The sequence below is a fragment of the Streptomyces scopuliridis genome (assembly GCF_042790125.1).
In the GTDB taxonomy this organism is placed as follows: Bacteria; Actinomycetota; Actinomycetes; order Streptomycetales; family Streptomycetaceae; genus Streptomyces; species Streptomyces scopuliridis_A.
Window position 1 is genome coordinate 21,859 of sequence record NZ_JBHTZS010000036.1, and the last position, 13,293, is coordinate 35,151.

Genomic DNA, 13,293 nt, shown 5'->3' on the forward strand with positions numbered 1-13,293 from the left:
CACCCGCGGTTTGGGGCCCCCCCCCACGGCCGCGGGCGCGGTGGCCTGGCGCCCCTAACCCCGGCTTACGCCCCCCGGGGCGGGGGTGCGCGGTGGACCCACCCCGCGCGCCGGCTCCGCCCCGACAGGAGAGTGGGAGTCCTTCTGGACCGAAGCCATCGGCTCCCTGCGCCGCACCAGCCCGTGGGCCCAGGACTCCGACGCCGCCCGTTCCAGTGGCCCCGCCGGTGTGAGGCTTTCGCCGCCGGAGCCGGACGACGACCTGCTCCCGCCCCTGCCGAGCACCTCGAACTGAGGCACACCATGGGATTCATCGAACGGCACCAGTTGTACTCCGGCGAACAACGGGAGGCCGCGGCCGACATCGTCAGGCGAGTCGAGAACGAGGACCTGCGGGCCGTCCGCGTCGTCTTCGCGGATCAGCACGGGCTGCTGCGCGGCAAGACCGTCATGGCCGGCGAACTGGCATCCGTTCTGCGAGGCGGTCTGACCGTGGTGTCCACCCTGCTGTCGAAGGACACCTCCGGAACCACCGTCTACCCGGCCTTCTCGGCCGATGGCGGCGTCGGCATCGCGGAGATGGCCGGTGCCGGTGACATGGTGATGGTCCCGGATCCCAGCACGTTCCATGTGCTGGACTGGGCGGAGAACACGGGATGGCTGCTGTGCGACCTCTACTTCTCCAACGGACAGCCCGTCCCCTTGTGCAGCCGGGGCCTGATGCGGCGGGCGGTCCAGCGCGCGGCCGATCACGGCTACGAGGTGCTGACCGGTGCGGAGCTTGAGTTTCATCTCTTCCGCCTGCTGCCCGGCGATGGGACGCGGGACGAATCGGCCGCCGGCACACCGGACTTCGGGCCGGTCAACGCGGGCTATCAGCTGCTCTCCGAGGACCGGACCGACGCCATGGAGCCGATCGTGTCGGTCTTCGGTGAGCATCTGCGGCGCCTCGGCATCCCCGTACGCACCTTCGAGGTCGAATTCGGCCCCAGCCAGCTGGAAGTGACCCTCAACCCCGAGACCGGTGTGCGCGCCGCCGACACGGTGATGCTGATGCGCAGCGCCCTGAAGCAGATCGCCCGCCGGCACGGCTGTCACGTCACCTTCATGTGCCGGCCGAAGATACCGCGCGTCTTCTCCAGCGGCTGGCATCTTCACCAGTCACTCCTGCACACCGGCACGCGCGACGGCGAGAACGCCTTCGTCCCCGGTGAGCCGGGTGCCGTCCTGTCCGAGGTGGGACGCCACTACCTCGCCGGGCAGCTGCGTCACGCCCGCGCGGCCTCGGCCTTCGCCGTGCCCACGATCAACGGATACAAGCGGTTCCAGTCCTACTCCATGGCTCCGGACAGGGTGTTGTGGGCCAAGGACAACCGTGCGGCGATGCTCAGGGTGACGGGCTCGGACGCGGACGGATCGACCCATGTGGAGAACCGGGTCGGAGAACCCACCGCCAATCCCTATCTCTACATGGCGTCCCAGCTGACCGCCGGCCTCAACGGCGTCGAGGAGCGCTGGGAGTTGGGCCCCGCGGCCGACGAGCCCTATGAGACGGAGGCACCGCGGCTGCCGGCCACGCTCACCGAAGCCCTGCAAGCCCTCGCTGACGACACCGAATTCACCCAGGCCTTCGGAAAGCAGTTCGTCGAGTACTACCTCGGCATCAAACGTCACGAGCTGGCCCGGTTCAACGCCTCGGTCACCGACTGGGAGCACAACGAGTACGTCGATCTCTTCTGAGGCGCCCGCACGCGGGTGCTCGAAAAGCAGAGGTAGCACAACACATGCCTGAAGACACGCCAGACCCCGGTCATCCGGGAACACTTCTGGTCAAGCAGATACGTTCCGAGTCGCCTCATGTCGTCACACTGACCCTGGTCGACCCGGCCGGACGAACACTCCCTCCATGGGAAGCCGGAGCCCATCTCGATCTGGTCCTGCCCTCGGGAACGATCCGGCAGTACTCCCTGTGCGGGGACGACCAGGACAGGACCAGTTACACGATCGCCGTCCAGCATGAACCCGCGGGGCGTGGTGGCTCTCATGAGGTACACACCGTGCCCCTGGTGGGAAAAGAGCTGACGGTCCGAGGTCCGCGCAACCACTTCTCGCTGGCCCGGTCGGAACAGCACTTCCTCATCGCCGGTGGTATCGGGATCACCCCGATCCTCGCCATGGCGCGGGCGCTGGAGCGCGCCGGGCAGAGCTGGCAGCTCCTGTACTGCGGGCACCGGCACAACATGCCCTTCGTCGACGCCCTCCAGGACATCGACCCCGAGCGCGTCACCGTCGTCGAGACCGACCAGCGGGGCCGCCCGGCCGTACGGGATCTGATCAGCCGGCTCCCCGCGGGCACGGCTGTCTACTGCTGTGGCCCGGCATCACTGATCTCCGATGTCAAAGCGGCCTCGGAGGCAACGGGGAACGGACTCGTCGTTCGCGTCGAGAGGTTCGCCGCCGACCCGGAGTCGTTCCCCGTGCGGACCGACGGCGACAGGCCCGTCGAAGTCGAACTCGCCCGGACGGGGACGACGATCACCGTCCCGGCCGACCGGACGATCCTGGAAGCCGTGAGGGAGGTCCGGCCCGATGTTCCCTTCTCCTGCGAGGAGGGCTACTGCGGGAGTTGTGAGACGCGTGTCCTCGGGGGGACTCCCGACCACCGGGACGAAGTGCTCGGCACGAACGAGCAGGGGCGGGACCGCACGATGATGATCTGCGTCAGTCGAGCCACCTCCGAACGACTGCTCCTCGATCTCTGACCCGCTCCCCTCTCCCTCACATCTCGAACACCGTTGTGTCCGGCGGCGTCGGCGGGCGGCCCCGGTCGCCGAAGAGGCGGCCGAGGCCGCCGGTCCGAACCGTTTCAAGCACCTTCGGGAGGCAGGGCGGCACGTTGCCGACCTGTCACCGTGAGTCGTGGAGGAGAGCTGAGGAGAGTGTGGTCCTGACCCACTCCTCAAGGTCGTCATGTGTCATGCCGGCCCGGCGGACGAGCAGCTCGTACGTTTCGGGGCTCGCGATCACCCAAGCGGTGTCGGCTGCCTGGCTCCGTGTGAGGTGCGAGTGGAGGGCTCCGGGGGGCAGGTGTGCCATGACGTCGTGGAAGGCGTCGCGCCGGATCAGCTGGAGCTGCTGCCAGTCGTCCGCGATGTCGGTGTCGACGGCGGCGGCGTCCCGGTAGGTCTGCCATCCGGTGGCGGAGCGCTCCGCTAGGGCACGGTACTTGCGTGCGAGATGGGCGATGAACAGCCCGGGCTCGACGTTGTCGCTCGCGTCGAGCCCCCCGATGAGGGGGTCACGGAACTGGCGTCCCGGCTGGAATCCGGCGTCCCGGCCGACGATGGCCGCCTCCATCACGGCCCGCAGGATCGCCCGCTTGCTTCCCCAGGCGTGGTAGACGGTCTGTACGGCCACGTCGGCCCTGTCGGCGATCCGGGCCACCGTGGCCTTGACATATCCACGCTCGGCGAACTCCGCCGCCGCGGCGGCCAGTACCTTCCCGCGCGTCTCGCGCCGGGTGGCGGCTCCCACCACCCGCTGACGGCTGATCCTCTGCTGTGGTTGCTTCTCGCCCGGCGAGAAGTGGACGTCCGGCTCTTCTGTCGACATGGTTTAGAATCATATTCCAAACCATGTTGTGCGGGAAGCGCAGGAGCAGTCTGATGACCAGAGGCCACGACGACGACGCCGGGCACGACAAGCCCTGGAGCAGGCGCGGGCGATTGCGGTACACCGCCGGCCGCCTCTCCGGCGCGCTGAGACCCCGGATCACGGTGTACCGCGCGGACACCGAGAAAGTCGTCATCGAGAACGACCAGCCCGTCGCCACCAGGGACGGCACCGTCCTCCGGGTCAATGTCTACCGCCCCCGGGGGACGGACTCCGTTCCGGTGATCCTGGCCGCGCACCCCTACGGAAAGGACGACCTGCCGAGGTTCACGGCCTCGGGCCGCTCCAAGGTGTCCTTCCGGTACCGGATCCTGCGCCAGACCGATCCGGTCGCCTTCTCCTCGCTCACCACATGGGAAGGACCGGACCCTGCGTGGTGGGTCTCCCAGGGGTACGCCGTGGTCAACTGCGACATCCGCGGTGCCGGTACGTCCGAGGGGGTCGGGTCCCTGATGTCGAGTCAGGAGGGCGAGGACATCCACGACGTCATCGAGTGGGCTGCGGCACAGCCGTGGAGCAACGGCGCCGTGGGGATGCTGGGCGTCTCCTACCTGGCGCTGTCCCAGTGGCGGGCGGCGTCCACCCAGCCTCCGTCGCTCAAGGCGATCGCGCCCTGGGAAGGGTTCACGAACGCCTACCGGGGCCTGCTCCGTCCCGGCGGAGTACCCGAGAGCGGCTTCCTCAAGCTGTGGGACCTCGGACTCAGGAAGACCAGGCAGACCTATTCCTTCCGAAGGGAGAGCGCCCGGCGCCCGGTGATCGACGACTGGTACCGCTCTCTGGACCCGGACCTGTCGAAGGTCGAGGTGCCGGCACTGATCTGCGGCAGCTTCTCCGACAACAATCTGCACGGCCGCGGATCCATCGCGGGGTTCGAGCAGATCAGCTCCCCCGAACGGCACCTCTACACCCACCGGGGTGGCAAGTGGGCGACCTTTTACGACGAGGAGGCCCGCACCGCCCAGCTCCAGTTCTTCGACCGCCACCTGCGGGGCCGCGAGGTTCCACCGCTGCCTCGGGTCCGTCTGGAGGTCCGTGACCGCGCCGACCACATCACCGAAGTCCGCCAGGAGACGGCCTGGCCGCTGGAACGCACCCGGTGGACCCCGCGCTACCTGGCGGCGTCCGGACTCACGCAAACGCCTCCGTCCCGCGACGGGGCGATCTCCTTCGGTATCCGCCGCGGCGCGGTCCGCTTCGGGTGGACGGTCACGGAGGACACCGAGATCACCGGCCCAATGGCACTGCGCCTGTACCTGGAGGTGCACGGCGCCGACGACATGGACCTCGTCGTGGGGGTCGAGAAGTGGAGCCAGGGCAGGTTCGTCCCCTTCGAAGGCTCCTACGGCTACGGTCGTGACCGCGTGGCCACCGGATGGCAGAACGTCGCGCTGCGAGAACTCGACTACGAACGGTCCCGCCCCTTCGAACCGGTGCCGGCCTGCCTCACCCGTAAGCCGGTCACCGCAGGGGAGATCGTTCCCGCGGACATCGCTCTCGGCTCCTCCTCCACTCTGTTCCGCACCGGAGAACAGATCCGGCTGGTCGTCGCCGGACGGTGGCTCTCTCCCCGTAACCCCCTGACCGGACAGTTCCCCGCCGCCTACACCACTCGCACCCCGGGACGCTGCACCCTGCACTGGGGGCCGGACCGGCCCGCCCACCTTCTCGTACCCGTCATCCCCAAGGAGCGGTGACACCGAGAACAAGAGCGCCGTCGGCGCCTGCCGCCGGCGCGCGTTCATCGGCCTCACTCGGCAGCGCTCGCCGACGGGCGGCCTCGTCGCGACAGAAGGATCGCTTTCGCCGCGGGGACGCCAACTTCTGGGCCGCAGCTGCGGATCTGATGACCGCCGTGAGGCCGCCCTTCACGGCGTGAGCGGATACCCCTGTCTCCGTGCCGGCCACAGGCCGGCCGCATCATCGAGATCATCGTTCCCGGCGGTTTCGAACAAGACTTCCGCGAACTGGCGGAACTCACCGCGTCGAGCACCGGAGACCGCAGCGCGTTCGCCGAACTCGCCGAGAAGTACGGCCTGACCTACGGCCACCCCGACTGGCTCGACGATGTCGCGCGCCGTACCGGGAGCGCGGTCGCCAGCCATCCCAGCACCAGCCATGCTCCCGCCACCGTGCACACCCCGTCCCAGCCCCAGGAGTCATAGACCGGGCCGACCAGTGCGGAAGCGAGGGCACCGCCGCCGAAACTCGCCACCGCACAGGCGGTGTTGGCGGTCGCGGGGACGGTGGTGGTGATGAGGGCGAGGGTCTGGTTGGCGACATTGGACGCGACCAAGGCGGCATGGATCAAGACGGCGCCCGCGAAGAGAGCGCCGAGTGAGTGCCCGCCGAGCCAGAACAGCGGAACGCACACGGCGGCGAGCAGATACGCGTTGCGGACGACCCCGGCGGCTCCGAAGCGGTCCACGAGTCCGCCCGCGAGCGGGGCGACCGCGGCCGCGGAGAGCCCGAACAGGCCGAAGAGCCCGGCGGAGCCGGTCGACAAGCCGTATCCGGGCCCGGTCAGCAGCAGGGCCAACGAGGTCCACAGGGCACTCCAGGTCCCGTACATTCCCGCCTGCCGTACGCAGGCGCGCCACAGGTCGGGGGAACCGCGCACGACGGAGGGCAGCGAGGTCAGCCCGGCGAACAGGGGACCGCGGTGGGAGCGGTCCTCCCGGGGCAGGGCGTACGCGGTCGCCACGCCGAGGGCCACGGTCAACAGGGCCGCGCCGACGAAGACCGCCCGCCAGCCGTAGACCTGCCCGATCAGTCCGCCAAGGACCCGGGCCGCCACGACCCCGGTGAACAGTCCGGCCGTCACCGCTCCGACATGGCGGGCCCGCCGGCCGGCCGGTGCGCGGGCGGCGACCAGCGGGACCAGCAGTTGCGGCACGACGGTGGCGGTGCAGGCGACCAGAACGGCGGCGGCTAGCGCGGAGGGCCCGGCCGCCGCGGCGCCCGCGGTCAGCGCGGCCGCGGTGATCAGTGAGAGCCCGCCGACCAGCCGCCGCCGGTCGACGCGGTCCCCGAGCGGGGCGAAGAGGAGCAGTCCGGCCGCGTAGCCGAACTGGGCGACCGAGGCGATCCAGGCCACGTCGAAGGCGGTGGTGCCGAAGCTGTCGGCGATGAGGGGGAGGAGAGGGGCGGCAAGGTAGATGTTGGCGGCGGTGGCCGCGGTGCAGGCGGTGATGAGGACGAGCAGGGGCCCGCCGGAGCGGGGCGCGGTGGCCGCCTGCTCGCGGCCGGTGGCCCGGGGCCCGTCCACTTCCTGGGGCGGGTTCGCTGGTGGCATGAGCGCAGGCACTCCTTGGAGCGGACGGGAACAGACCGAGTAGCAACCAACTGGTTGGTTGGATGCTGGCAGTGTGTGCCGTACGCGGAATTTCTGTCAACCAAACAGTTGGTTACTTGCCTGGCTATGCTGTCCCCATGGCATCAGTGAGGGACCCTGAGGCCACCAGGGCCCGTATCTTCGACGCGGCGGTGGCCGAGTTCGCCCAGTACGGCATCGCGGGCGCCCGTATCGACCGCATCGCCGCCGAGGCCAAGGCCAACAAGCAGCTGATCTACGCCTACTTCGGCAACAAGGCGGAACTCTTCGCCCAGGTCCTGGGCAGGTCCATGGTCGACTTGGCCGCGGCCGTCCCCGTCGATCCGGACGATATCGACGGCTGGGTCGACCGGCTCCTCGACTACCACGCCACCCACCCCGACATGCTGCGCCTGCTCTTCTGGGAGGGCATCGAGTACGGCAGCACCGAGCTGCCCGACGAGGCGGCCCGCCGCGACTACTACGCCGGCAAGGTCGCGGCGCTGGAGGACGGCCAGGCCCGGGGCGTCATCACAGCTGCCCTCCCGCCCGGCGACCTGCTGTTCCTGCTGGTAGCCCTCACCAACTGGGCCGTCGTCGTCCCACAGATGCGGCGCATCCTCACCGGCGCGGAGGACACGGACCGCGAACGCCTGCGAGCCTCCATCAAGGAAGCCGCCCGCAGACTCCTCGCCCGCTGACGGCTGCCCGGAACGTGGATCACGGACACACGGTGGTGCGTCCGGGTCAGCGGCGCCGCTGGTCGGCCCGCAGCTCGAAGTCGCCGTAGCTGTTGTCCGCGGGATTGACCGTCACCCCGGGGGCGACGATCTCGTCGATGCGGTCGAGTACGTCGGCCGAGACCGTGACGTCGGCAGCGGGCAGGAACGCCGTCAGCTGCTCCATGGTGCGCGGCCCGATGATCGCCGAGGTGACACCGGGGTGGTTGACGACGAAGGCGACAGCCAGCTCGATCAGGGTCAGACCGGCCATCTCGGCCAGGACCGCGAGCTGCTCGACGGCGTCGAGTTTGCGCTGATTGGCCGGGCTGCTCATGTCGAAACGGGCGGCAGGCCGTGCCGCGGAGGCCGGGCCGGAGGCGGCGTCCTTACGGTAGCGGCCCGAGAGCCAGCCGCCGGCGAGCGGGCTGTAGGTGAGCGTGCCCATGCCGTGGCGGCGCACCGCGGGGAGCACGTCCTCCTCGATGCCGCGGACCAGGATGGAGTACGGCGGCTGCTCGGTCACGAACCGCTCCAGGTGGCGTTCCCGCGAGGTCCACTGGGCCTCGACGATCTGGGAGCCGGAGTAGGACGAGGAGCCGATGTAGCGGACCTTGCCCTGGTGTACGAGGTCGGACAGGGCGCCGAGGGTCTCGGAGACGTCGGTGTCCGGGCTGGGGCGGTGGACCTGGTAGAGGTCGATGTGGTCGGTGCCCAGCCGGCGCAGGGAGTTCTCGACCTCGCGGATGATCCAGCGCCGTGATCCGCCGCGCTGGCCGGGATCGTCCTGGCTCATCGGCATGAAGAACTTGGTCGCGAGGAATACGCCCTCGCGCCGGCCCTTGAGTGCCTTGCCGACGATCTCTTCCGAGACCCCGCCGGAGTACACGTCCGCGGTGTCGACGAAGTTGATGCCCGAGTCCAGGGCACGGTGGATGATCCGCACCGAGTCGGCTTGGTCCTCGTTGCCCCAGGGCCCGAACATCATCGCGCCCAGGCAGAGCGGGCTGACCTGGACGCCGGTGCGGCCGAGCGGTCGGTAGCGCATGAAGCTGTTCTCCTCGTTGTGTGGTCAGTGGTTCCCCGCCGAGGGGACGACCGTGCCGGCGCCCGCCCAGCCGGCGAGGAGGCTGAGGGCCTCCTGCTCCGGCGAATCCGGCTCGGGGGTGTAGGTGTTGATGCGCAGGCCGGGATCGGCCGGCAGGTCCAGCGCCTCGTAGGGCAGCGCGAGCGCACCGACGATGGGGTGGCGCAGGTGTTTCACGCCGGAGCGGTGGATCTTCACGTCGTGGCGGGCCCACCGCCGCGCGAACTCGTCGCTCTTGGTCGTGAGTTCTCCGATCAGGTCGGTCAGCGCCTTGTCGTGGGGCGCCCGGCCTGTCTCGGTGCGCAAAAAGGCGACCGAGTCGTCGGCTCCCTTGTCCCAGTCGGCCCAGAAGTCCTGGCCCGCCGGGTCCAGGAACAGGAAGCGGGCGGTGTTGACCGGCCCGCGCTGGGCGAACAGCGGTGAGTCGAAGACCGGGGCGTACAGAGCGCGCCCCAGCGCGTTGGCGGCCAGGATGTCGAACCGCCCGTTGCGCACGTACGCGGGTACGCCGGTCATCGAGTCGAGCAGCCGAAGGATCGCGGGCCGGACCCTGGAGGCGGTCACCATCGGCCGCCGGCCGGATGGAGTCGCCGCGCGAGCCAGATCGTAGAGATGGGCGCGCTCGGCCTCATTGAACTGCAGTGCGCGGGCCAGGGATTCGAGCACCGAGTCCGAGGCGCCGCCGAGATTGCCGCGCTCAAGGCGGACGTAGTAGTCGACGCTCATTCCCGCGAGCAGGGCAACCTCCTCGCGCCGCAGACCCGCGACGCGACGGTTGCCGCCGTGGACCGGGAGCCCCGCCTGCTCAGGGGTGATCCGCGCTCGTCGGGTGCTCAGAAACTCGCGGACCTCGGCGACCAGGTTCTTTCGGTCAGCGCCGGCCATGGTCGGATCCCGTGGACGTCCTGGCCGATCCCGGCGCATGCGGTCCGGGCCCTTCGCCACCGAACAGGTCCTGCCGCGGCGATACCGCTGAGACAGGCCGTCGGGCTGATGTGAGACGGGTGTCCGGGGGCACGGGTGATTCCTCCTGATCGCCGTGATTCCTGTACCGGCTCTTTCACCGTAGATCCGTCGCCGGTGCTCTGCGAGGTACTGCCATTACCTGGAAGAACAGTGACTCCGCGACGTCCGCGCCGGGCACGGCACCGGCCCGACGAGACCCGGTGGCGATCGATCCGCGGCACCTCCGCGGGGGCGACGCCCCGACCCCGAGTCGGCCGCCCGTTCACCGCTCGCTCAACCGGTTTGAAGACAGGACCTACGAGGCGGTCGGTTCCTGAGTGGACGCGACGACCGCCGCCAAGTCCGCGCCCGCTCGGAGCAGCGCCACGGTCCGTACCGCGATCTGGTCAAGACGTTGCCGCAGGATGTGCTGGGCGTCTTCCGGGCCGTCGAGCCGGTGCAGGGACTCCATGATCTCGCGCGCCGCCGCGATGCCGTAGCCGGCGCTGCGGAGGGCCGCGACGATCCTGGCCGCTCTGATCGCCGGAAGGCCGTAGCGACGTGCCCGCAGCGACGTCACCCGCTCGGGGATGACAAGCCCTTCCTGCTCCCAGAACCGCAGGGCCGAGGGACGTACGTGGAGCGCTCCGGCGAGCTCCGTGATCGTCATCGCGTCACCGTCGTGCTCGAACTCGGGTGTGTTCGCTTCGGCCTGGATCGCACGCAACGCCTCTTGAGCACGCAGGGCCTCGTCCCGTTCCCGCGCGAGCCGGACATGCACCCCGTTGACCGCCGCGGCTGCCTCGGCGAGCGTCTCCGTGCGCAGCTCCGCGAGCATCTGCCGGGCCGCGACGGGCCCAACGGCACCCGCGAGCCCTCGGTAGGCGCGAAGGGCGCGTACATGAAGCGGCGTGTAGGAGCGGTAACCGTTGCTCGACCGAGCGGCCGGGGGAATGACTCCCAGCCGCTCCAGGTCGCGAACCTGTTGCACCGAGTAACCGGTCTCTCCGGCGACATCGACCGTTCGGAGTGGTCTCCGTCGCGAACCGCCCGCCGGCTCTCCCATCGGCCAACCCCACATAAGCGCTTGAAGGTGATGCTTGAACCATGAGTATGGAACAGATCATCGCGACCGTACGAGACTTCGACGGCGCGCTCGTGTTCGTCCCGGAAGCGGGAGGCGATTTCCCCGAGCTCGTGTGGGGGGACGCGTTCTTCTACCACGCCCCGGACGGGCGGATGCCGCGGAACGTCCAGCCGTACGGGACGATCGTCACCAAGAACTATCCCGACGACACCGCTTCCGACCTCGATCCTCCGGGCCGCTGGCGGGTGAACATCCATGTCGGCCGGCCGGCGTTCCGAGAGCTCACCGGCGAGGAGCCGCGCGGTCTCAGCCGCCCTCGCGACTACGCGGCGGCCGACAGCGTGATGCCGCACCCGGTGTACGGCGCCCTCGGCTGGATCTCTGTCGTCAATCCGGGCGAGAGGACGACGGACACGGTGGTGCGGCTCCTGCGCGCCGCCCACGACGCCGCCCGGTCCCGGTCCGAGCGGCGGCATGAACCGGGGGAGTCGCCCGAGCACGACTGACCCGGTTGCCGACGGGTCTGTTCCGGCCGATGGGCGGGAACAGACCTGGCTCTCCGGCCTCTGGCCGCTCGCCTGATCACGACCGGCGCGGGCCGTGGAAGGCCGATGTGCCGCTCTGTGGGCCCCGTCCGCGGACCAGCGGCAGGAAGACCTCGTCGACGATCTCGGTGAGGGTGGCGTCCGGCACGGCCGGGACGCCGAGCATCACATACTCGTTGCGCAGCAGCGCCATCGGCGCGGACGCGACTCGCGGGTGCAGTGCCTCGGGCGCCGCGTCGCCGCGGGCCACCGCCCGGCCGAGCAGGGTCAGCCATGCCGCCTCCTGTGAGCCGTCCGCCGCGGGGTCGCGCAGTTCGGCCAGCAGCTCCGGAGTACCGCCGGCGGCCGCGATCAGGCCGCGCAGGATCTCCCCGTACGGTGATGACCAGGTGCTGTTCGCGCGCCGCAGCATCTCCAGGGTGTCGCCGCGCAGTGAGCCGGTGTCCGGCGGAACGGTCTGCTCGGCGGCCAGTCGGCGGTACGCCGCCGCGCCGAGCGCGACACGGTTCGGCCAGCGCCGGTACAGCGCGTTCTTGTTCGTCCCGGCCCGCCGGGCCACCTCGTCCATCGTGAGGCCCGGGACGCCGGACTCCTTCAGGACCTCGGCCGCCGCTCGCAGGATGGCCTCCTCCAGCGCGGCCCCGCGTCGCCGCGTCGCCGCGGTTGGTCGCGGTTCCCGCCCGGCTTGTGCCACCGGTTGTCCCCTCTCGCACCGTACAGCTGGATCTACGGTACGCATCGTACTTTCCGGCGTCCTACGGGTCCTGCTCCTGGGCCCGTTCACGGTTCGGCGCGTATCCATATAAGGTACTGGCCGTACCTTATGGATCGAGGAGAGGACCCGCCGTGCGCACCTTCGGCATCACTTACGACACGGGCTTCACCACCATGGGAACCACCACCCGCGAACCCTTCGACCCCGCCATCGTCCGACGCGAGATGCGGATCATCCGCGACGAGCTGCACTGTGACGCCGTTCGCGTCACCGGCGGCGACCGCGACCGGCTCGAAACGGCCGCACGGTACGCCGCCGACGCCCAACTGGAGGTCTGGTACTCACCGTTCACGAACGGCCTCACCCTCGCGGAACTCCTCGACTTCCTTGCCGACAGCGCCGAACGCGCCGAACGACTGCGCCGTGGCGGCGCCGAGGTCGTCTTCCTCACCGGCTCGGAGATCTCCCTCTTCACCCTCGGCCTGCTTCCCGGCGACACCGTCGAGGAACGCACCGCCGTCCTCGCGGACCCGCGCCTGCTGCGGGCCACGCTGCCTGGACTCCCCGCCCGGGTCAACGCCTTCCTGAGCGAGGCGGTCGCCGAGGTGCGGGCGCGGTTCGGCGGCCCGGTCGGGTACGCCTCGCTTCCGTTCGAGGGCGTCGACTGGGAGCCCTTCGACATCGTCGCCACCGACGCCGGCTACCGCGACGTGCGGACCGCCGACCGACTCGCCGACGGTCTGCGGGCACTGACCGCACATGGCAGGCCGGCCGCCGTCACGGAGTTCGGCTGCACCACCTACCGCGGGGCCGCCGACGCCGGCGGCCGGGGCGACACGGTCATCGCGTGGGACGACCGTGCCCGTCCGGCGCGGTTCACCAGCCCCGTCGTGCGTGACGAACAGGAACAAGCCACCTACCTGCGTGAACTCATCGACACCTTCGACCGGTCCGCCATCGACGCGGCCTTTGTCAACACCTTCGCCCGCTACGACCTTCCGCATACGGACACCGACGACGACCGCGATTTCGACAAAGCGTCCTTCGGCGTCGTCAAGGTCCTCGACGGCGGGCGCACCGGTACCGCGTACCCGGATCTGCCGTGGGAGCCCAAAGCCGCTTTCCACGCGCTCGCGACGTACGGCCGCGGCCGGGCCCGCCCGAGCGCCGACCCGGCCGCGGGAGGGTGAGGCCGGGAGGCCGCCGTGAC

13 protein-coding genes are annotated in these 13,293 nt (G+C 70.0%); 7 read left to right on the plus strand and 6 right to left on the minus strand.

Annotation, left to right across the window (positions count from 1 at the left end):
- The first annotated feature begins 85 nt into the window (after positions 1–85).
- From ACFRKB_RS33755 to ACFRKB_RS33765, 3 genes are read left to right on the plus strand one after another with little or no spacing between them, the layout of a single operon-like run.
- Positions 86–295, plus strand: coding sequence for a hypothetical protein (locus ACFRKB_RS33755; RefSeq protein ID WP_383110428.1), 210 nt, complete (start codon positions 86–88; stop codon positions 293–295).
- Positions 296–303: 8 nt separating this feature from the next.
- Positions 304–1,740, plus strand: a complete 1,437-nt coding sequence (locus ACFRKB_RS33760; protein ID WP_383110429.1) for a glutamine synthetase family protein — start codon at positions 304–306, stop codon at positions 1,738–1,740.
- Between the two features lie 44 nt (positions 1,741–1,784).
- On the plus strand, positions 1,785–2,762 hold the full coding sequence (locus ACFRKB_RS33765; protein ID WP_383110430.1) for a PDR/VanB family oxidoreductase: 978 nt from the start codon (positions 1,785–1,787) through the stop codon (positions 2,760–2,762).
- 145 nt (positions 2,763–2,907) lie between these two features.
- Here ACFRKB_RS33765 and ACFRKB_RS33770 read toward each other — a convergent pair whose 3' ends face one another.
- Positions 2,908–3,612 (minus strand): TetR/AcrR family transcriptional regulator, encoded by a 705-nt coding sequence (locus tag ACFRKB_RS33770; protein WP_383110431.1) that lies wholly within the window; start codon positions 3,610–3,612, stop codon positions 2,908–2,910.
- A 53-nt stretch (positions 3,613–3,665) separates the two neighbouring features.
- Here ACFRKB_RS33770 and ACFRKB_RS33775 point away from each other — a divergent pair, with 53 nt between their 5' ends.
- Entirely contained in the window at positions 3,666–5,369 is a 1,704-nt protein-coding gene (locus ACFRKB_RS33775; protein ID WP_383110432.1) for a CocE/NonD family hydrolase, read from the plus strand.
- Between the two features lie 344 nt (positions 5,370–5,713).
- Here ACFRKB_RS33775 and ACFRKB_RS33780 read toward each other — a convergent pair whose 3' ends face one another.
- Positions 5,714–6,967 (minus strand): MFS transporter, encoded by a 1,254-nt coding sequence (locus ACFRKB_RS33780; protein ID WP_383110433.1) that lies wholly within the window; start codon positions 6,965–6,967, stop codon positions 5,714–5,716.
- A 137-nt stretch (positions 6,968–7,104) separates the two neighbouring features.
- Here ACFRKB_RS33780 and ACFRKB_RS33785 point away from each other — a divergent pair, with 137 nt between their 5' ends.
- Positions 7,105–7,686 (plus strand): TetR/AcrR family transcriptional regulator, encoded by a 582-nt coding sequence (locus tag ACFRKB_RS33785; RefSeq protein ID WP_383110434.1) that lies wholly within the window; start codon positions 7,105–7,107, stop codon positions 7,684–7,686.
- Positions 7,687–7,732: 46 nt separating this feature from the next.
- Here the strand turns inward: ACFRKB_RS33785 and ACFRKB_RS33790 are convergent, their stop codons facing one another.
- From ACFRKB_RS33790 to ACFRKB_RS33800, 3 genes are all read right to left on the minus strand, one after another.
- On the minus strand, positions 7,733–8,752 hold the full coding sequence (locus ACFRKB_RS33790) for an aldo/keto reductase (RefSeq protein ID WP_383110435.1): 1,020 nt from the start codon (positions 8,750–8,752) through the stop codon (positions 7,733–7,735).
- Positions 8,753–8,776: 24 nt separating this feature from the next.
- Positions 8,777–9,676: a helix-turn-helix transcriptional regulator gene (locus ACFRKB_RS33795; protein ID WP_383110436.1), complete on the minus strand. Its 900-nt coding sequence runs from the start codon at positions 9,674–9,676 to the stop codon at positions 8,777–8,779.
- A 376-nt stretch (positions 9,677–10,052) separates the two neighbouring features.
- Positions 10,053–10,802 carry a MerR family transcriptional regulator gene (locus ACFRKB_RS33800; RefSeq protein WP_383110437.1) on the minus strand — a complete coding sequence of 250 codons (750 nt, stop codon included), beginning with the start codon at positions 10,800–10,802 and terminating at the stop codon, positions 10,053–10,055.
- Positions 10,803–10,849: 47 nt separating this feature from the next.
- Here ACFRKB_RS33800 and ACFRKB_RS33805 point away from each other — a divergent pair, with 47 nt between their 5' ends.
- Positions 10,850–11,329, plus strand: a complete 480-nt coding sequence (locus ACFRKB_RS33805; protein ID WP_383110463.1) for a DUF6194 family protein — start codon at positions 10,850–10,852, stop codon at positions 11,327–11,329.
- A 76-nt stretch (positions 11,330–11,405) separates the two neighbouring features.
- Here ACFRKB_RS33805 and ACFRKB_RS33810 read toward each other — a convergent pair whose 3' ends face one another.
- The gene (locus ACFRKB_RS33810) at positions 11,406–12,062 is read right to left on the minus strand and encodes a TetR/AcrR family transcriptional regulator (RefSeq protein ID WP_383110438.1); all 657 of its coding nucleotides are present in this window, start codon (positions 12,060–12,062) and stop codon (positions 11,406–11,408) included.
- Positions 12,063–12,214: 152 nt separating this feature from the next.
- Between ACFRKB_RS33810 and ACFRKB_RS33815 the strand changes: the two genes are divergently transcribed.
- Positions 12,215–13,273 carry a hypothetical protein gene (locus tag ACFRKB_RS33815; protein WP_383110439.1) on the plus strand — a complete coding sequence of 353 codons (1,059 nt, stop codon included), beginning with the start codon at positions 12,215–12,217 and terminating at the stop codon, positions 13,271–13,273.
- Positions 13,274–13,293: the final 20 nt, after the last annotated feature.